This window comes from Kitasatospora sp. NPDC059577 (assembly GCF_042735475.1).
GTDB lineage: Bacteria > Actinomycetota > Actinomycetes > Streptomycetales > Streptomycetaceae > Kitasatospora.
This window is the reverse complement of sequence record NZ_JBHWBZ010000086.1, coordinates 12,933-30,192: the sequence shown is the minus strand read 5'-3', so window position 1 is coordinate 30,192 and position 17,260 is coordinate 12,933. Positions and strand designations below refer to the sequence as shown.

The 17,260-nt window shown below is 75.2% G+C and carries 18 protein-coding genes; 9 read left to right on the top strand and 9 right to left on the bottom strand.

Translation table 11 applies throughout. The annotated features are described in order from the left end of the window. The 4 genes from ACFV0O_RS38570 to ACFV0O_RS38555 form a co-directional block, all read right to left on the bottom strand. A partial coding sequence (locus tag ACFV0O_RS38570) for an SAF domain-containing protein (RefSeq protein ID WP_380349029.1) occupies window positions 1-701 on the bottom strand: 701 nt, incomplete at its 3' end. 64 nt (window positions 702-765) lie between these two features. Then, entirely contained in the window at window positions 766-1,656 is an 891-nt protein-coding gene (locus tag ACFV0O_RS38565; RefSeq protein ID WP_380349028.1) for a hypothetical protein, read from the bottom strand. A gap of 50 nt (window positions 1,657-1,706) precedes the next feature. Further along, window positions 1,707-2,114, bottom strand: a complete 408-nt coding sequence (locus ACFV0O_RS38560) for a hypothetical protein (protein WP_380349026.1) — start codon at window positions 2,112-2,114, stop codon at window positions 1,707-1,709. Between the two features lie 353 nt (window positions 2,115-2,467). Further along, window positions 2,468-3,319, bottom strand: a complete 852-nt coding sequence (locus tag ACFV0O_RS38555) for a hypothetical protein (RefSeq protein ID WP_380349024.1) — start codon at window positions 3,317-3,319, stop codon at window positions 2,468-2,470. Window positions 3,320-3,565: 246 nt separating this feature from the next. On the opposite strand from ACFV0O_RS38555, the gene ACFV0O_RS38550 reads away from it, so the two are divergent. The 5 genes from ACFV0O_RS38550 to ACFV0O_RS38530 all read left to right on the top strand — a co-directional run bounded on the left by ACFV0O_RS38550 (window position 3,566) and on the right by ACFV0O_RS38530 (window position 7,946). Further along, entirely contained in the window at window positions 3,566-4,009 is a 444-nt protein-coding gene (locus tag ACFV0O_RS38550) for a pyridoxamine 5'-phosphate oxidase family protein (protein ID WP_380349022.1), read from the top strand. Between the two features lie 139 nt (window positions 4,010-4,148). Beyond that, window positions 4,149-4,601: a MaoC family dehydratase gene (locus tag ACFV0O_RS38545; protein WP_360250103.1), complete on the top strand. Its 453-nt coding sequence runs from the start codon at window positions 4,149-4,151 to the stop codon at window positions 4,599-4,601. Between the two features lie 290 nt (window positions 4,602-4,891). Beyond that, window positions 4,892-6,070, top strand: a complete 1,179-nt coding sequence (locus tag ACFV0O_RS38540; RefSeq protein WP_380349031.1) for an MBL fold metallo-hydrolase — start codon at window positions 4,892-4,894, stop codon at window positions 6,068-6,070. Window positions 6,071-6,296: 226 nt separating this feature from the next. Further along, window positions 6,297-7,205: an acyl-CoA thioesterase gene (locus tag ACFV0O_RS38535; protein ID WP_380349021.1), complete on the top strand. Its 909-nt coding sequence runs from the start codon at window positions 6,297-6,299 to the stop codon at window positions 7,203-7,205. 90 nt (window positions 7,206-7,295) lie between these two features. Beyond that, entirely contained in the window at window positions 7,296-7,946 is a 651-nt protein-coding gene (locus tag ACFV0O_RS38530) for a TetR/AcrR family transcriptional regulator (protein ID WP_380349019.1), read from the top strand. Between the two features lie 66 nt (window positions 7,947-8,012). Here the strand turns inward: ACFV0O_RS38530 and ACFV0O_RS38525 are convergent, their stop codons facing one another. Beyond that, the gene (locus ACFV0O_RS38525; RefSeq protein ID WP_380349018.1) at window positions 8,013-9,230 is read right to left on the bottom strand and encodes a sulfite oxidase; all 1,218 of its coding nucleotides are present in this window, start codon (window positions 9,228-9,230) and stop codon (window positions 8,013-8,015) included. Window positions 9,231-9,494: 264 nt separating this feature from the next. Between ACFV0O_RS38525 and ACFV0O_RS38520 the strand changes: the two genes are divergently transcribed. From ACFV0O_RS38520 to ACFV0O_RS38510, 3 genes are all read left to right on the top strand, one after another. Continuing rightward, window positions 9,495-9,629: a hypothetical protein gene (locus ACFV0O_RS38520; RefSeq protein ID WP_380349016.1), complete on the top strand. Its 135-nt coding sequence runs from the start codon at window positions 9,495-9,497 to the stop codon at window positions 9,627-9,629. Window positions 9,630-9,748: 119 nt separating this feature from the next. After that, window positions 9,749-9,928, top strand: a complete 180-nt coding sequence (locus ACFV0O_RS38515; protein WP_360250115.1) for a hypothetical protein — start codon at window positions 9,749-9,751, stop codon at window positions 9,926-9,928. A gap of 213 nt (window positions 9,929-10,141) precedes the next feature. Beyond that, window positions 10,142-10,468 (top strand): hypothetical protein, encoded by a 327-nt coding sequence (locus ACFV0O_RS38510; RefSeq protein ID WP_380349014.1) that lies wholly within the window; start codon window positions 10,142-10,144, stop codon window positions 10,466-10,468. Between the two features lie 71 nt (window positions 10,469-10,539). Here ACFV0O_RS38510 and ACFV0O_RS38505 read toward each other — a convergent pair whose 3' ends face one another. Next, window positions 10,540-12,384: a DUF2398 family protein gene (locus tag ACFV0O_RS38505; protein ID WP_380349013.1), complete on the bottom strand. Its 1,845-nt coding sequence runs from the start codon at window positions 12,382-12,384 to the stop codon at window positions 10,540-10,542. 272 nt (window positions 12,385-12,656) lie between these two features. Between ACFV0O_RS38505 and ACFV0O_RS38500 the strand changes: the two genes are divergently transcribed. Further along, entirely contained in the window at window positions 12,657-13,370 is a 714-nt protein-coding gene (locus ACFV0O_RS38500; protein ID WP_380349011.1) for a lysoplasmalogenase, read from the top strand. A 167-nt stretch (window positions 13,371-13,537) separates the two neighbouring features. On the opposite strand, the gene ACFV0O_RS38495 is transcribed toward ACFV0O_RS38500, so the two are convergent. The 3 genes from ACFV0O_RS38495 to ggt form a co-directional block, all read right to left on the bottom strand. Next, complete coding sequence (locus ACFV0O_RS38495; RefSeq protein WP_360250127.1) at window positions 13,538-14,125, bottom strand: hypothetical protein; 588 nt, start codon at window positions 14,123-14,125, stop codon at window positions 13,538-13,540. Between the two features lie 176 nt (window positions 14,126-14,301). Continuing rightward, window positions 14,302-15,105, bottom strand: a complete 804-nt coding sequence (locus ACFV0O_RS38490) for an exodeoxyribonuclease III (protein WP_360250130.1) — start codon at window positions 15,103-15,105, stop codon at window positions 14,302-14,304. A 144-nt stretch (window positions 15,106-15,249) separates the two neighbouring features. After that, window positions 15,250-17,040 carry a gamma-glutamyltransferase gene (ggt, locus tag ACFV0O_RS38485; RefSeq protein WP_380349009.1) on the bottom strand — a complete coding sequence of 597 codons (1,791 nt, stop codon included), beginning with the start codon at window positions 17,038-17,040 and terminating at the stop codon, window positions 15,250-15,252. Window positions 17,041-17,260: the final 220 nt, after the last annotated feature.

Below are 17,260 nucleotides of genomic sequence, written 5' to 3'. Positions count from 1 at the left end.
ACCTGGATCCGTCCGCTCGCCACCCACTGCGCCAGCCGGGGCCCGTCCGCCGTGCCGACCGCGACGTCGATCACCTGGCTGCCGTCGGTGTCGACCCGGCCGACGGTGATCACCGTCGCGGGCAGCGAGTCGGCCCGCCCGTTGTCGGGCGTGGAGACCACCACCAGCTGCACCCCGGGCTGGAGCCGGCTGGCGGGGAGCTGGCTGCGCTTGGCGGACACCCCGACCACGATCTGGCCGGGCTGCACGGTGAGGCCCTGGGCCAGGTCGCCACTGGTGAGCATGGCGCCGCGCTTGAGGTCGGTGGCGGCCCGCATGCCGATCGCCTTCGTCCGGTCCTGGGCCGACACCGGGTGCAGCGCCGGGTCGCCCGCGATCCGGGCCACCACCAGGTCGTCCTCGGTGATCACCTGACCCCACGGCACGTCCCGGGCGAGGGCCAGCACGGCGACCCGCTGGCCGGTGCTGTTGTAGAGGACGGCCCCGCCCAGCCCGCCGGCCGCGATCAGGGCGACCGCCATCGCCAGCACCGCCGGGCGCCGTCGCCTCGCCCGCATGGTCCGCCCGGGGGCGTGCGGGACCGCGCGCCCCCGGCCCTTGCCCGGGCCGCCGCCCTGCTCCTGCTGCTCCGGGAGCGCCACGGACGCCCCGGCGCCCGCGGGTGTGCCGGATCCCGGCGTCGCGAATGTACGGTTCTCCACCGGGTTCCGCCCTTCCCTCGTTCGTCTCTGGATCGTCAGTGGTCGAATCGCCGTCGTGGCGGGGTCAGTTGAGGACCTGCATCTCGGCGACCTTGAGCGTGAAGTCCGCGGACTGCGGGATGTCGACGTCGAAGGTCTTGGCGTTCGGCCCGGTCACGACGACGTGGCCCTGCCAGTTCGCCGTCACGGTGCCGGCGAAGACCCCGTCCTTCCTGGTGCCCGAGCCGACGGCGAACTCGTACCCGCAGTCCGGGGACTTGGCGGCGCCGTACTTCGGGTCGTACGGCGTCCCGGGCTTGTCGCAGGTCACGCCGACGCCCTTGTCGAAGGTCCAGGTCACGTTCTTCAGCACGGGCGTGACGGTGACCGAGGCGCCGGGCACCGCGAGCGTCTTCGGCTCGGGCGCCTTGACGCCGTCCAGCCAGAGCCAGACCGGCGCCTTGACCACGGCCGTGACCTTGGGCGCGACGCCCGCGGCGGGCTTCGGGAACTTCATCTCGTGGGCGAGGCTGAGGCCGATGGCCGCCAGGTTCAGCACCGGCGGTCCGGCCGGCGCCTGGGACTCGAACACGCTCTGGACGCCGTCCGTGCCGCCGCCGGTCTGCGGGCAGATCTTGGTGTAGATCGTGCCTTCGCTGGACTTGTGCCCGTCCCACTCGGGTGCCCCCTCGGGCGGCTGCGGGTCCTGCACCTTGAAGTAGCAGCCCACGTCGCTGTTGAACCAGCCGCGTTCCGGGTCGTGGCAGGCCCACTCCACCCCGTGGTAGCTGCACACCAGCGGGCCGTCGGAGGAATTGGTGCCGCCGCCGGACTGGGTGGACCCGGGCTTGGGGGTGCTGCCGCCGGTGTGGACGTCCGAACAGATCTTGTCGGGGGCGCACTGCTCGGCGCCCCCGATCGGTGGTTCGTCCGCCGACGCCGTCAGTCCCGAGGACAGCAGTAACCCGGCGGACAACGGTGCGAGGATCGCGAATCGCCGGGCCCGATGACGTCTGTTCCGCTCGTTCAGCATGTCCGGTCCACCTCCCGCTTGAAGTCGTAGATCAGCCAACGTGCTTGGAACCAGCGCAGGGACGCCGTCGCCGGGTAGCGGTTCAACCGCTGGGCCGGGTCCTTCGCGGCCCGCGTGACGGCGTCGACGCGGTGCCAGTCGGACACGTCGACGCAGTCCTCGATCACGGCGGTCTGCGGATCGGCCTGGAGATCAATGGCCTTGACCACCGCGGAATTGCGCGGTGTTCCGATCATCACCAGTTTCGCGTCGTGCAGTTGGCGGAGGCCGACGAGGGTGTCCGACAGTGCGCGCCCGGAGGAGTACGACTCCAGCGTGAATCCGTCCGAATCCGTACGGGCGAAAGCCTCGGTCTGCGCCTGCCACCAGTCCTGATAAGCCTTCAGGGCGAGCCGGCCCATCGCTCCTTCCGGGCCGTCGGTCGGCGCGATGGAGGCGTTTGACGAACCACCCGAAGGAGTTACCGGAGCCGCTCCCGCAACGGTGGGCGCCGTCGTCCCGAGGTGATCGACGGAACCGCCGGAACCACCGCTCGCACAAGCCCCGAGCAGCAACACCAGAACCGCCCCACCGACCCCAACCGCCCCAGGGCGCAACACATTTCCGCGCTGCCGCATCGCCCACCTCGATCGCGACCGACCCGATCCGTGATCCACGGCCGCCAGAAGAATTCCGCTGTCCCGCCGGTCTTTCCGCTGGGGATCGATTCTTCGCCAACCCACCCCATCACGGCAACACCTCAGGCCCCCTGACCTTACGCGGAAGGCGGTTCCGTCGGGGCACTTTCCCGCCACAGAACAGCCAACAGTTCTTCGGAAAGCGACAATCCGGCCAATGCGCCCCGAACCGCGGCCCGATTGCGCATCAACAGGCGCCCGCCGTGCGGCGGAACGAGCAGGCGCGCGCCCGGCGCACCCGAACTACCGGCCGACTCCGCCCCGTCCGTCAGCGCCGCCACGGCGGGCTGGAGGTCCAGCGGTGCGACGGCCGCGGGGACACCCGGGACGCCCTCCCGCAGGACGGTGGTCAGGGCCCGGCTGAACGAGCCCGCACCGCCCGGCAGTACGGCGTCCCGGCCGCGTCTGCCCGGGGCGTAGCGCCCGATCCGGCCCCACAGCGGGACGCGCGAATAACTCAGCAGTTCGCCCGCGCTGTCCTCGCCGCCGCGTTCCGTCGCCGCCCAGGTGTCCCGGTCGGCCACCGCGTCGACCAGCAGCAGCGCCTCCTCCTGGTCGCCGTGCACCATCGCGCTGACCACCCAGTCCCAGGCCAGGCCCCGGCGGTAGGCGTTGTCGGGGGTGCTGCCGCCGGTGACCAGGGCGAGCCGGCGCCCGCGCGGGTCGGCCACCAGCTGGCCGACCAGACAGACCACCAGCCAGCGTCCGGGGTGCTGGGCGGCGTCCCGGACGGCGGTGAGCATCGCGTTGGCGTCCGCGTCCGGCGGCGCCGTGACGACCCGGCAGCCGGCCACGCCGGTGTCGAAGAACATCCCGGGCAGCACCCCGGCCAGCAGTCCGGCGCCCTCCGGTGCGAGCGCCGCACCGCCGAAGGCCCGGTCGGGCCCGCCGTCCGCCCCGATCACCACCAGATCGACCCCGCCCGCCATCTGTCCCCCCTCCTGGCCGGCCCCGGCGCACCCGGGACCGCCGCCCGCCACTGTGGTCCGCCCGCCGCGCGCTTCGCGGGCGGGCCGCCGTCCGCGTCACCGCCGGCCGCACCGTCCGGGTTCGCGTCACCGTTCCGCCGCCGGGCAGGCTATCGCCCCGGGCGGCCGCCGACGGGGCTCCCGACCCGTCCGCTCAGGGACCATGGGCCCTATCGACGCGTGCGCCGACCGAGGACGATCGGACGCATGGAGCCTGAGGACCGTGTGGAGACCCTGAGCGAGGCCGAGTGCCTGCGACTGCTCAGCACCGTGCCCGTCGGGCGCGTCGTGTACACCGAGCACGCACTGCCGGCCGTGCTGCCGGTCTCCTTCGAGGTCCTGGACGGGCGGTTGGTGCTCGCCGTGCGCCGGGGAAGTGCCACCGCGCGCGGGCTCGACGGCACGGTGGTGGCCTTCCAGGCCGACCTGCTGGACCCGGTCACCCGCACCGGGTGGAGCGTGCTGGTGCACGGACGGGCCGACGTGGTGCGCGACTCCGAGCAGGTGCGGCGGGTGCTGCGCTCCGGCCTGCGGCCGTGGGTGGGCGACCCGGAGCCGCTGTTCGTCGCCCTGGTGCCGGAGCTGGTCAGCGGCCGGCGGCTGTTCCCGACCGGGGTGGGCGCCGCGGGACGCGTCGCGCTGCGGCCGTGAGTCCCGCCCTCGCCGGGCCCCGGCGTCCGCCCCGGGCTCCGGCGTCCGCCCCGGGCTCCTGACAGATACCGATGGGTAGGCATACGCTTCCGGCGTCCTGGCCCCTCCCCGGGCCCGTCCCCCCACCAGGAGCGCACCCGTGACGACCTTCGCCTCCCTCGCCGAGCTGACCGCCGCCGTCGGCACCGAACTGGGCACCAGCGAGTGGCACACCATCGAGCAGCGGCAGATCGACCTGTTCGCCGAGGCGACCGGCGACCACCAGTGGATCCACGTCGACCCGGAGCGGGCCAAGGAGAGCCAGTTCGGCTCGACCATCGCGCACGGCTACCTGACCCAGTCGATGATCCCGGTGCTCGCGAAGGAGTGCTACGCCGTCGAGGGCGTGCGGATGGCGCTGAACTACGGCTCGGAGAAGGTCCGCTTCCCGGCTCCGGTGCCGGTCGGCACGGCGATCCGGGCCACCGCCGAGCTGGTCTCGGCCACCGAGGTGCCCGGCGGCGTCCAGGCGGTGGTGCGCTTCACCATCACGAGCGGGCAGAGCGCCAAGCCGCACTGCGTCGCGGAGACGATCACCCGCTTCTACGCCTGACCGGGAAGGGCCCGGGTACGCCGATTGGACCGTGCCGGGCCCTCCACCAGGTCCGGACGGCCCACGGCGAGTAACCTCCGACGAGATGGTTGTCGCATCGCAGTGACCCCGGCCGCGCGCAGTGACCTCGGACGTCGCCGCGGTGCGCGCCCCGGGCATGCCCGGTAGCCGTGACCGTCCTTGGAGGAGCCGTGCCCCGCCCCGCCCCGTGGTTCTCCCGCCTCGCCGGTCTGGCCTCGCAGCTCGCCCCGCCGTCCGCCGGCCCCGCCGCCGACCGTGCCGTCCCCGGCCTGGCCGGGCTGCCCCGGGCCGCCTGGCACCGGGTCCGGACCGACGCCTTCGGCGCCGACCCCCGGGGCGAGCGGCTGGCGCGGATCCGCCGCTCCCCGCAGTTCGCCGACGGCGCCTTCCGCAACCCGGTGCCGACCCGCCGGCTGGTGTACGAGCGCAGCCCGCTGGAGATCACCCGCGCCCAGCTGACCGGGGACAAGACCCGCCGGTTCCCGGCCGCCGCCGTCCCGGTGCACCGTTTGCTCCCGGACGACCTGGCCGCACCGCCCGCGTCCGGGCTGCGGTTGACCTGGCTGGGCCACGCCACCGCGCTCGCCGAGATCGGCGGGCGGCGCGTACTGATCGACCCGGTCTGGGGCGAGCGCTGCTCCCCGTTCGCCTGGACCGGCCCCAAGCGGCTGCACCCGGTACCGCTGCCGCTGTCCGAACTCGGCCCGGTGGACGTCGTCGTGGTCTCCCACGACCACTACGACCACCTGGACATGGCCACCGTCCGGGCGCTGATCGGGACGGAGGCGGTGTTCGCCGTCCCGCTCGGGGTCGGGGCCCACCTGGAGCACTGGGGCGTGCCGGCCGGACGGATCGTCGAGCTGGACTGGTGGGAGTCGGCCGAGGTCGCCGGGCTGACCCTGACCGCCACGCCCGCCCGCCACTACTGCAGCCGCGGCCCGCGCACCAGCTCGCTGTTCCTGTGGGCCTCCTGGGTGGTGTCCGGCGGCGGGCACCGGATCTTCCACAGCGGGGACACCGGCTACTTCCCCGGCTTCGCCGAGATCGGCCGCCGACTCGGCCCGTTCGACGCGACGATGATGCAGGTCGGCGCGTACAGCGACTTCTGGCCCGAGGTGCACATGACGCCCGAGGAGGGCGTCCGGGCGCACCTGGACCTGGGCGGTGCGCTGCTGCTGCCGATCCACTGGTGCACCTTCAACCTCGCGCTGCACCCCTGGGACGAACCCGCCGAACGGGTGGTCACCGCCGCCCGGACGCTCGGCGCCCGCCTCGCGGTGCCCAGGCCCGGCAAGCCCTTCGAGCCCGCCGACCCGCCCGCCCTGCGCCTCTGGTGGCGCGCCGTCGCCCGCGCCGGCGTCGAGCCGCCGGCCGGGACGCGGGAGCCCGCGGCCGGGGCGGCTCGGGAGCCGGCCGAGGTCCGCGAGGAGGTGACGGAGTTCAGCTGACGGCCTGCGGACGACGAGGCGCAGCCGTCCGAGCGCGCCCGTCGCCGTGCGGCCGCCGGGTCGGAACTCCCCGGGACGCTCCCCCGGGGCCCCCGGGGCTCCTCGGGGCTCCTCGGGGCTCCTCGGGGACATCGCGGGACTGAAACGTGTTCTACGAAGCGGCCCACCCCCGGAAGCGTTACCCACGTCACACCGCGACACGGTTGGCTTCTGCCACTATGACCTCGTGACCGACCTGACCGAACCACCCGTCCTGGCCGCCCGGGACGCCCGCCCCGCCTCACCGTTCGCCGAGCTGCTGCAGCTGGAGCAGCTGGACGAGAACACGTTTCGGGGCTACTGCCACGCCGGCGCCCCGATGCGCGCCTTCGGCGGCCACGTCGCCGCGCAGGCGCTCGTCGCCGCCGGGCGCACCTGCGAGGACCGGCGCCCGGTGCACTCGCTGCACGGCTACTTCCTGCTGCCGGGCTCCCCGGCCCGGCCCATCGACTACGTGGTCGAGCGGGTGCGCGAGGGCGTCTCGTACACCACCCGCCGGGTGACGGCGATGCAGAAGCGGAACGAGATCTTCTCGCTCTCCGTCTCCCTCAAGCACCCCGAGCCCGGCCCCGACCGCCACCGCGAGGTGCCGCCGCTGCCCGCCCCGGAGTCCCTGCCGGACTCCGTCGCCGACGCACCGGAGGAGGTCCGCAGGATGGTCGCCGCCAGCGGCGGCTTCCGCGACCTCGACGTGCGCTTCGTGCCGCCGCACTCCCCCGGCCTCCCGCCGGCCGTCCCCGGCCTGCTCCAGCAGTTCGTCTGGATGCGCACCGCCTCCCCGCTGCCGGACGGCGACCCGCTGCTGCACGCCGCCGCGCTCGCCTACCTGTCCGACCTCACCCTGGCCTCCACCGCCGGGCTGGACGAGCAGCCGAACTTCTTCCAGCGCACCGAGCCGCCCACCCTGCTGATGGCCTCGCTGGACCACGCGATGTGGTTCCACCGCCCGTTCCGGGCCGACGAGTGGCTGCTGTTCGCCCAGCGCAGCCCGTCCTCCTCCGACGGGCGGGGCCTGGCACTCGGCGAGTTCTACGACCGGGACGGCCGCCTGGTCGCCTCGGCCGTCCAGGAGGCGCTGATCCGACGGCAGGGGTAGCCCTTCCGCACCCCGGTGACCCACGGGCGAACGCAAGGGGGCCGGTCGGCGTCATACTCCTGAGCGGCCCCGGCCCGTATCATGGTGCGGGTGACCAAGGTTGACCTGTCACCACGGCCGGTGGAGGCGATGTCTCCGCGTCAGCTCGAACGCCGCGAAAGCCTGATCGCGGCCGCGCTCGCCCTGGTGAACGAGATCGGCGTCGAGCGGCTGCAGATGAAGCAGGTCTGCGAGCGGTCCGGAGTCGCCCTGGGGACGGCGTACCGCTACTTCTCCTCCAAGGACCACCTCCTGGCGGCGGCGATCGCCGAGTGGCACCGCCTGCTGCTGACCGACCTGGTGGCCGAGCTGCGCGGGCCCCGGGCCGGGCTGGGCGACACCGACCGGGCGGTCCGGTTCGTCCGGGGCGGGATGCGGGCCTACCAGCGGCAGCCGGAACTCGCCCGGCTACGGGTGTCCGTGGCCGCCTCCACCGACCCGTTCGCCAGCGAGGCGCTCCAGGGCATGGCCCGGGCCGACAGCACCGCCCTGCAGGCGGTGACGGCCGAGGTGCCGGCCGCGTCCAGCGACCTGGTGCGGCACATCGTCGCCCACGCCTGGCAGGGCGAGCTGACCGCCTGGGTGACCGGCCGCACCACCCTCGGGGACGCCAGACGGCGGCTGGAGGACGTGGTGCGGCTGGTGCTGACCCCGTACGAGACCCGGTACCCGGCCCCGTACGAGGTCCAGCCCGCCGGCTGAACCCGGGCGGATCCGGGCCGCCGGCCGACCCTCAGGCGGGTCCGGACCGCCGGCCCCGGGGCCGCGTCAGACCACCGTCACCGGGTGGGCCACCACCGCGCCGAACAGGTAGCCCTCCCGGTTGAACACCGCCCGCTCGGGCTGGCCGTTGCCCCGGCGGTCCGTCGCGCGGGCGCGCAGCTCGTACCGGCCGGGCCGCTCGGGACGCCAGTCGATGCTCCAGCGCGCCCAGTCGTCGGCGTGCGAACCGCCCTGCAGCGCGGCGCGCCGCCAGGTCCGGCCGCCGTCGGTGCTCACCTCGACCCGGCGCACCGCCGCCTCGCCGGACCACGAGCGCCCGTGCAACCGGTGGCCGCGGCCCGCCTCCAGCACCGCGCCCGGGGCGAGTTCGAACGCGCTCCGGACCACCTGCGTCGTGAGCGGCTCGCCACCGCCGGGCGGGTACCCGGGGCCGAACATCCGGTAGAAGTCGGTGTTCCACGGCGAGTGGAGCGGATGGTCGGCGACCTCGATGGTGCCGACCCACTTGATCGAGGCGATCCCCACCCAGCCGGGCACCACCAGCCGCAGCGGCGCACCGTGATCCGGGGTCAGCGGCTCGCCGTTCATCTCGTAGGCGAGCAGCGCGTCGTCCAGCGCCTTGGCGACGGGCAGCGGGCGGCGCACCGGGCCGTGGTTGACGCCGTCGACCACGTAGTCCGCGTCGAGGCCCGTCGGCAGCACGTCGACCGCCTCCCCGGTCAGCCCGGCCGCCCGCAGCACCTCCGCCAGCCGGACGCCGCACCAGGCCGCCGAGCCGATCCCGCCGAGCGTCCACGGCGTGCCCGGAACGCGGTCGCCCTGCTGGCGGCGGAAGTAGTCACGGCCGTTCCCGGCACACTCGATCACGGCACTGATCCGGGTCTCCGGCAGCGCCCGCAGGCCCGCCAGGTCGAACTCCACCGGCCGGTCGGTCGTCGGGGCACCGCGCAGGCCGCTGCCGAACAGCCGCAGCCGCCAGGCCTCGGGGTCGATCAATGGGGTGCCGGTGTGGTTGCGGACGAAGAACCGCTCCACCGGCACGTGCCGGCCGACGGCGGCCGAGCCGTCGGCCTCGCGCAGGGCGTCCCAGCGCATCTCGGCGTTGGTGCCGTGCGGGACGAACCACTCGGCGGGCAGCGGCTTGACGATCCCGGACGGGGCGTCGGCGGGCCCGGCGCGGTCGGACAGGGCAGCGGTGGACGCGGCAGCGGTAGGCACGACAGCGGCGGACTCGACGCTTCCGGACGCGGCGTTTCCGGACATGGAGCCTGACACCTCCTCGGCGGCCACCCGGCCCGGGGCAACACCGGCGCGGCCGACGCGGGCACGGCGAGCGCCCCGGCGGCGGAGGGCGTTCGTACGGTGTCCGAACCGCACTCCGTGGTCTCAGCGTAGGCGCTCCGACGCGCTACGTGACCACGGCGGCGGCGATCGGGCCGCGCCCGGCGCCCCGTGCGTCACCGGCGCCCCACCCGACACCTCCCCGGCGAGCCCTCCCGCCACCCGCGGAACCGACCGTTCGTCGCCGTGACGCTGTTGCGCGTCCACCCGGTCGAGGAACTCCGCGCGGACCCGGACGCCGGCCCCTCCCGGCTCCACCCCCGGCACGGCCTGCGGGACGCCGTCCGGGTCGCCGTCGGCGACCGGAGCCCACAGCGCTGACCAGGGCGTACGCCCCGCTCGCCGGGGGTGGGGCGTACGCGGCCAACCGACGCCCAACCCCCGTCCGGACTTCACCCGCGCGTACCGACCGTTCACGCCGCCCTGGAAACCTCCCTGTCATGAACGCCAGCCCTCAGGCGCCCTACCAGGAACCGCGCTTCCCGATGCCCCGGCGGCACCGCCGCCTCCTCGCCTGCACCGCCGTCCTCGCCTCCATCGCCCTCGGCACCCTGGGCGTCGGCGCCACCGTGGAGACCGTCGAACACGGCCCCCTCGCGAGCGCCACTGCCAGCAAGTAACCGCACCCACCCACCGGCACCGCCGCCCCGCAGCCCGGGCGCGGTGCTTCTGCGTTCCCGGCCCGCCGGGGCCGTGCCATGCTGGGCCGCAACGTTCCGTTCGGGGGAGGACAGATGGTCGAGGGCGGGCACTCGGGGAGCGGCGGACCGACGGACGGGCGACCGCCCCGGCCCGGGTTCGGCACGGCGTGGCGGGGTTACGACCGCAACCAGGTGGACGAGCACTTCGCTCTCCCGCCGCAGCGACGCCCCGACCGCCCCGGCTTCGACGTCGTACGCCGCGGCTACGACCGCGAGCAGGTCGACGAAGCCATCCGGCACTCCCGCAGATCCGTCCCTGCGGCCGCCGACGCCGGACCACCCCCGGCCGGACCGGCACGAACCGGATTCGACCTGGTCCGACGGGGCTACGACCGCAACCAGGTCGACGAGTACCTCGCTCTCCCGCCGCAGCGACGCCCCGACCGCCCCGGCTTCGACGTCGTACGCCGCGGCTACGACCGCGACCAGGTCGACGAAGCCATCCGGCACGCCCGCTGACCCGGCTCGCTCCCACCCGGCCCGTCGCGACGCACCTCCCGGACGCACGGCCCCCGGTGGGGGCGGGGGCGCTACGCCCGCTGCCCGGTGCGGGGCCCCGGCGGGGACGGGACGAGGGGGGCCGGGCGGGAGTGGCGCCCGCTGCCCGGCGCGGGCTGGAGGTCGGGGGCCGGGGCGAAGCGGGCCGCCGGGGGGCGGAGGTGCCAGGTCGGGGGGCGCTTGGGCTGGGGGGTCGGGGTGATCAGGCCGAGGCGGTGGAGCAGGTCCAGGGAGTCCCGGCGCAGCGCGGTGCGGTCGGAGAGGTAGCGCGCCGGGAGACCGTACTCGTCGGCGATGTCACCGAGGACGCCGTCTATCAGCGCGTCCGCGATCGGGACGTCGCCGTCGACGGGCTCTCCGGGCAGCGGGCGGACCTCCTCGACCAGGCGCTCGACCAGCAGCAGGGCGGCCTGGGCGAGGGTGCCGGCACCGGGCAGCGCGAGGTCGGTGAGTTCGGCGGCCGGGTCGAGCAGGGCGACGCCCTCGGCCCGCAGTTCGGCCTCCAGGCCGAGGAACTCGGCGAGCGCGGCCGGGCCGCTGAGCCGGTGCTCGTGCAGCCAGGCGCGGCGGTCCTCGGGGAGGTCGGCGACGAGGACGGCGGGCGTCTCGGCGAGGAGGCGGCGCACGGCGGTGGCGGGTTCGGCCTCGGCGGCGCGGCGGATGAGGTCGGCGGCGTCGTCGGCCAGGGCGGGCGGGCCGGCCGGGACGGCACGGGCGAGTTCCCGGTCCACGGTCAGGACACGGGTGTCGTCGGCGGGGTCGGCCGACGGGTCGCCGAGCACCTGCCACCCGGCCAGCGTGGCCAGCGCCATGTCGAGGTCGGCCGGGTCGGCGGCCGGCTCGGGCACGGCGGCGCGCATCGCGTCGAGCAGCCGCCGGTACTCCAGTTGCTCGGGTGCGTCGACCAACAGTGCCAGGGCGAGCGCGAGTTGGGCGTAGCCGCCGGGGGTGAACGGAGCGCCGGTGGCGGGGTGTTCGAGGCGGCGGCCGGCGCCGGGGCCGAGGCCGGCCTTGCAGAGCCGGGCGTGCCAGGGCCCGACCTCCAGGCGGTAGCCGAGCAGGGTGTCGAAGCGCTCGGCGAGCCAGTCGCGGTGACGCCGGATCAGCGGGAAGCCGTCGGCGTGCGGGCCGGAGGCGGTGACCAGCGGGTGGGCGAGCAGCAGCCGGGCGGCGATCCGGCGCTCGGCGGCGGGAAGCTCCGCCACGGGCAGCTCGACGGCGGACGACTCGGTGGCGGACGACTCGACTGTGGGAGATCCCTCACCGGAACGATCCCGCGCGACCGGGGCCGACGGCGGGCGGACGGTGGCCGCCGCCTCCGGCGTCGCCCGGTTGCGCTCGGGCTTGCGGTGCCTGCCGGGCCCGCCCGGCTTGGCGCCTGACCGGACGACGGGCAGTGCGGCGGAGTCGCGCCGGGCTCGGCGCAGGCCGCTCTCGCCGCGGGCCTCGCGGGTGCGGGCGGACGCGAGGCCGTGGGCGGTGGGGCCGTGCCACCAGCTGACGTCGGGGTCGGCGGGCTCGGCGGGCGCGCCGAGGTGGCGGGCGGGGTAGAGGCCGAAGGAGGCGGCGCAGAGGTCGTCGGCGGTGCCGGGGGTGGCGGCCGCGAACCAGTGCGCCAGCCGCAGCAGGCCGGGGTCGGGCGAGAGGGCACCGCCGTCGTGGACGGCGTCGTGGACGGCGTCGGCGCTCCGTGCGTCGTCGCCGTCCGCGGGGGTGGTCCCCGGTACCGCGCCGGTGGGGTCCGCGGCTTCGGCCCGCACGGCTGCGCGTACGGCGAGGACGGCGTCGGCGGTTCCCCGGCCTGCCCCGCCCGCCCGCCCGTCCGGCCTGCCGGCGGCCACCCGGGTGGCGCCGACCGCGTACTCCTGCTGATCCATGTCGGGGTCCAGAGTAGACGGTGCCCGGGTCACCCGGTGGCACCAACCGCCCTCCTGAGGAAGTCTCCGCAAGAGCCCTCGAACCGGCCGCCCGCCCTCCGCTCCTCCGCCGCCCCGCTCCCCGCGCTCCCGCGGCCCGGTTTCCGGCCGTCCCGTCATCCGCCCGGCCCCGTCCGGGTTACGCACCGGTAACCCGCCCTTCCGTCGTATCACCGGCTCCCTTAGGGTCGATCCGGATCCCCCACCGCCCGACCGTCGGAGGCCGCGCCAGCATGAGCATTCGTACGACCACCCGTGCCGTCCTCGGCGCGCGCCTGCGTTCGGCCACCGGCCTGCTGGGCGGCTTCGCAGCCACCTCGGCCACGCACCTCGGCGCGATCCTGTCCGGCGCGTCGGTGCTGCAGAACGCCACCAAGCCGGCGCTGATGCCGCTGCTGGCCGGACACAGCGTGACCGCGGCCAGGACCGCCGGGCGGGAGGCGCCGGAGCTGCTGGCGCCGGCGCTGCTGCTGAGCGCGGGCGGGGACGTGCTGCTCCAGCTGAAGAACGACCCCGCGTTCCTCGCCGGCATGGGGTCCTTCGCGGCCGCGCACGTCTGCTACGTGACGATGTTCGTCCGGCGCGGCGCGCTCACCGATCGCCGCCGGGCCCTGCTGGTCGCGGCCGCGTACGCGACGGCCTGGGTGACCCTGGTGGGTCAGCTCTGGCCGGACCTCGGGGACCTGCGGGTCCCGGTGGCCGGCTACAGCCTGCTGCTCACCTCGACGGCCGTGACCTCGGCCGGGCTGGGCTGGCGGACCGGGCTGGGCGGGGCGCTGTTCCTGCTCTCCGACACGCTGATCGCCACCAAGCTGGCCAAGTGGCGGGAGCTGCCGGGGCATCAGTTCTGGATCATGGCGACCTACGTGCTGGCCCAGTACCTGCTGGCGAGCGGGATCCTCGCGCACGAGGACGACCGCGCGCACCCGGAGCCCGCGACCGCCTGACGGGGCGCCGGTCCCGGTCCGGAACCGCCCGGCGGAACACCGGCCCGGACACCAGCACGGACACCGGCCGGAGCACCGACCGGGACGCCTTCCGCAACGCCTGTCACAACACCGCACCGCCGGTCCCGTCGGGGCCGGCAGTGCGGGGCACGGAGGGGCGGGGGCCGTCAGGCACCGCGCCGACGGATCAGCCAGAAGCCGCCGACACCTCCCGCGACCAGGGCGAGGCCGCCGGCCAGCTCCGCCGGGTCCGACGCGACCGAGCCGCCGAGGCCGGTCTGCACGGCGCCGTGCGGGGCGACCTGCTGGCTGCCGGCACCGGACTGCCCGAGCGAGCCGGCCCACTCCCCCGCCGCCTTGCCCCAGTCGCCGAGGCTGGTCTCGGGGCCGGCGGCGGCGACGGTGCTGACCGTCACGGTCGTCGAGAAGGCGCCACCGTCCGGGCAGGTGCCGTCGACCTTGCTGTCCCCGGAGTGCTGGGAGGCGAGCCGGGCGGAGCCGGTGTGCTTCCCGTCGGCGCCGAGGGTGAGGGTCGCCGGGCCGCCCTCGAAGGCGGCGGAGCGGGCGGTGATGGTCTTGGCGTCGGGCTTGTCCGACTTCTCGCAGGAGACGGTGACCGTCACCGTCTGGCCCGGTGCGGCCTGGGACGGGCTGACCGAGGCCGCACCGTCCCTGGCGTGGGCGAGGGGGGCCGTCAGGCCGGTCAGCGCCGTCGCGCCGATCAGGGCGGCGGCGGCCGTACGCATGGGGCGCATGCCGGAACCTCCGGGATTCTCGGACGCAGCCGGGGACACCCATGTCCACGTGGTCGATCAACTGCACCCGGTCACTCACCGACGGTAGGCACGCGCCCCGCGCTCAGCCAGCGCTCAGGACCGTTCGGGTTACGGCCCGTCACCCGGGGTCACGGCGGGCGCGACCCCGGAGCGGCTCACAGGTCGAGGTCCACCACGACCGGCGCATGGTCCGAGGTGCCCTTGCCCTTGCGGGCCTCGCGGTCGACGTAGCTGTCGGTGACGGCGTCGGCGAAGGCCTTGTTGGCGTAGGTGAGGTCGATCCGCATGCCCCGGTTCTTGGGGAACGCCAGCTGGCGGTAGTCCCAGTAGGTGTAGGGGCGGTCGTACTTCAGCGGGCGCGGCACCACGTCCTGCAGGCCGATCCCGCCGAGGGCCTCCAGTGCGGCGCGCTCGGCCGGGGTGACGTGGGTGAGGCCCTCGAACGCGGCGACGTCGAAGACGTCCTCGTCGGCCGGGGCGATGTTGAAGTCCCCGAGGACGGCGAACGGGCGGGAGCCGGCGGCGTCCTCGACGGAGGCCTTGCGCAGCGCCTCCAGCCACTCCAGCTTGTAGTGGTAGTGCGCGTGGCCGACCTCGCGGCCGTTGGGCACGTAGACCGACCAGACCCGGACCGGACCGCAGGTGGCGGCGATGGCGCGCGGCTCGACGTCGGGCAGCAGGGCGCCGTCGGCGAGGTACCCGGGCTGGCCGGGGAGGTCCCGCACGACGTCCTCCAGGCCGATCCGGGAGACGACGGCGACGCCGTTCCACCGGCCGGTGCCGTGCGCGGCCGTCTCGTAGCCGAGCTCGCGGACCTCGTCGTACGGAAAGGCGTCGGCCGCGCACTTGAGCTCCTGGAGGCAGAGCACGTCGGGCTTGGCGCTCTCCAGCCACTCCAGGAGCTTGGGCAGCCGCGCGGTGACGGAGTTGATGTTCCAGGTGGCGATGCGGACGGTCACGGCGGGCGGCCTTCCCGGTGGTTCGGTACGGACGGGGTGGGCCGCCCTCGCGAGGGAGGCCCACCCCGAACATACCGCCCGCCACTGACGATCCGGTCGGCTCGGACGGCCCGCCCGTCCGAACCGGCCGGCCCGCGGGCCCGGTCAGCGCGCGGGCCGGACCACCGCCGCCGAGCCGCCACCGCGCCGCACCGGTTCGGCGGCGGCCACCCAGCGGCCGTCCGGCAGCCGTTCCACGCCCGTGGCGGCCCCGATCTCGGCCACGGCCGTGAAGGCGTGCCCCAGCGCCTCCAGCTCCGCCCGCTCGGGCAGCGCTAGGAAGGCGGGCTCGGCCTGGGTCGCGGCGGTGTTGCGCTGGCTGGCGCGGGGCGCGGCGATGGCCTGCTCCAGGCTCAGGCCGCGGTCCAGCCGTCCGAGCAGCACCTGCAGGGTGGTGGTGATGATGGTCGCGCCGCCGGGGCTGCCGGTGGCGAGGAAGGGCTCGCCGTCGCGCAGCACGACGGTCGGCGACATCGAGGAGCGCGGCCGCTTGCCCGGGCCCGGCAGGTTGGGGTCGGGGACGCCGGGGGCGAGCGGGGTGAAGTCGAAGTCGGTCAGTTCGTTGTTGAGCAGGAAGCCCCGGCCGGGGACGGTGATGCCGCTGCCGCCGGTCTGCTCGATGGTGAGCGTGTAGGAGACGACGTTGCCCCAGCGGTCGGCGACCGTCAGGTGGGTGGTGTTGGGGCCCTCGTAGGGCTCGGCGACGGCCTGGCCGGTGTCGGCGCAGTCGGCCGGGTGGCGGGGGTCGCCGGGGGCGAGCGGGCTGGTGAGCGCGTGGTCGGGGCTGATCAGGCAGGCCCGGGAGGCGGCGTAGCGCTCGGAGAGGAGCTGCCGGGTGGGGACGTCGACGGAGGCCGGGTCGCCGACCCAGCGGTTGCGGTCGGCGAAGGAGATCCGGGAGGCCTCCAGGAAGTGGTGGTAGTACTGCGTGCCGCTGTAGGCGGAGACGTCGCCGCCGTCCTCCAGGATGTCGAGCGCCTCGCCGACGGTGGTGCCGCCGGAGCTGGAGGGCGCCATCGAGTAGACGTCGTAGGCGCCGTGGGTGACGTGGGTGGGCGCCTGGTCGCGGACCCGGTAGGCGGCGAGGTCGGCGGTGTCGATCCTGCCGGGGCGGGCGGTGCGGCCGGAGGCCGGGTCGACCGGCGGGTGCTGCAGGGTGTTGACCACGTCCTCGGCCAACTGCCCCCGGTAGAAGGCCTTCACGCCGTCCTTGGCGAGCAGCCGGTAGGTGGCGGCGAGGTCCGGGTTGCGCAGGACGCTGCCGACCTCGGGGGGCTTGCCGCCGGGCAGGTAGAGCTTGGCGGTGGCCGGGAAGTCCTTGAACCTGGCCTGGTTGTCGGCGGTCTGGCCGCGGAAGGTCTCGTCGACGACGAAGCCCTGGTCGGCGATCCGTTCGGCGGGTTCGAGGGCCTGGGCGAGCGAGCGGGTGCCCCACTGGCGCAGTGCGGCGTCCCAGGTGGCCGGGGTGCCGGGGACGCCGACGGACAGGCCGCTGGTGACGGCGTCGGCGAAGGGGAGCGGCCGGCCGTCCTCCAGGAACAGCCCGGCGTCGGCGGTGCGGCCGGCGGTCTCGCGGCCGTCGATGGTGTGCACCCGGCCGGTGGCGTGGTCGTAGTAGACGAAGTACCCGCCGCCGCCGATGCCGGAGGAGTAGGGCTCGGTGACCCCGAGGGCGGCCGCGGCGGCGACCGCCGCGTCCACCGCGTTGCCGCCCTTGCGCAGCACCTCGATCCCGGCGGCGGTGGCGTCGGCGTCGACGGTGGCCACCGCTCCGCCCCGGCCCACCGCCTCGGGGGCCTTGGGTGGCGGGGCCGCGGCCCCGGCCGGCAGTGCGGTGGACCAGACCAGCGCGGTGGTGAGCAGCAGTGGTGGTGCCAGGCGGGTCAGCGCCCTCATCCGAGTCCTCCTGAGTCGACGTCAACTCAGTTGTTCCACAGGCGGGATGATCCGACAACCACACCGTGCTACTACCGGCGGGTAGTTGACAGGGCGGACACCGAACGGGGGGGGGGGGGGGGGGGGCGGGGCCGCCGCCCCCCCCCACCCCCCCCCAAGCTGAGCGCACGGACAGACGGGTCCGGTGCACGGACCATCTGTACAACACACTCCAACAAGA

Excerpts from the sequence above, each read along its gene's own strand:
- ACFV0O_RS38505 (WP_380349013.1), bottom strand. The coding sequence starts at position 12,384 with ATGGATCAGCAGGAGTACGCGGTCGGCGCCACCCGGGTGGCCGCCGGC.
- ACFV0O_RS38550 (WP_380349022.1), top strand. The coding sequence starts at position 3,566 with ATGGAGCCTGAGGACCGTGTGGAGACCCTGAGCGAGGCCGAGTGCCTG.
- ggt (WP_380349009.1), bottom strand. The coding sequence starts at position 17,040 with ATGAGGGCGCTGACCCGCCTGGCACCACCACTGCTGCTCACCACCGCG.
- ACFV0O_RS38500 (WP_380349011.1), top strand. The coding sequence starts at position 12,657 with ATGAGCATTCGTACGACCACCCGTGCCGTCCTCGGCGCGCGCCTGCGT.
- ACFV0O_RS38515 (WP_360250115.1), top strand. The coding sequence starts at position 9,749 with ATGAACGCCAGCCCTCAGGCGCCCTACCAGGAACCGCGCTTCCCGATG.
- ACFV0O_RS38525 (WP_380349018.1), bottom strand. The coding sequence starts at position 9,230 with ATGTCCGGAAACGCCGCGTCCGGAAGCGTCGAGTCCGCCGCTGTCGTG.
- ACFV0O_RS38555 (WP_380349024.1), bottom strand. The coding sequence starts at position 3,319 with ATGGCGGGCGGGGTCGATCTGGTGGTGATCGGGGCGGACGGCGGGCCC.
- ACFV0O_RS38495 (WP_360250127.1), bottom strand. The coding sequence starts at position 14,125 with ATGCGCCCCATGCGTACGGCCGCCGCCGCCCTGATCGGCGCGACGGCG.
- ACFV0O_RS38560 (WP_380349026.1), bottom strand. The coding sequence starts at position 2,114 with ATGGGCCGGCTCGCCCTGAAGGCTTATCAGGACTGGTGGCAGGCGCAG.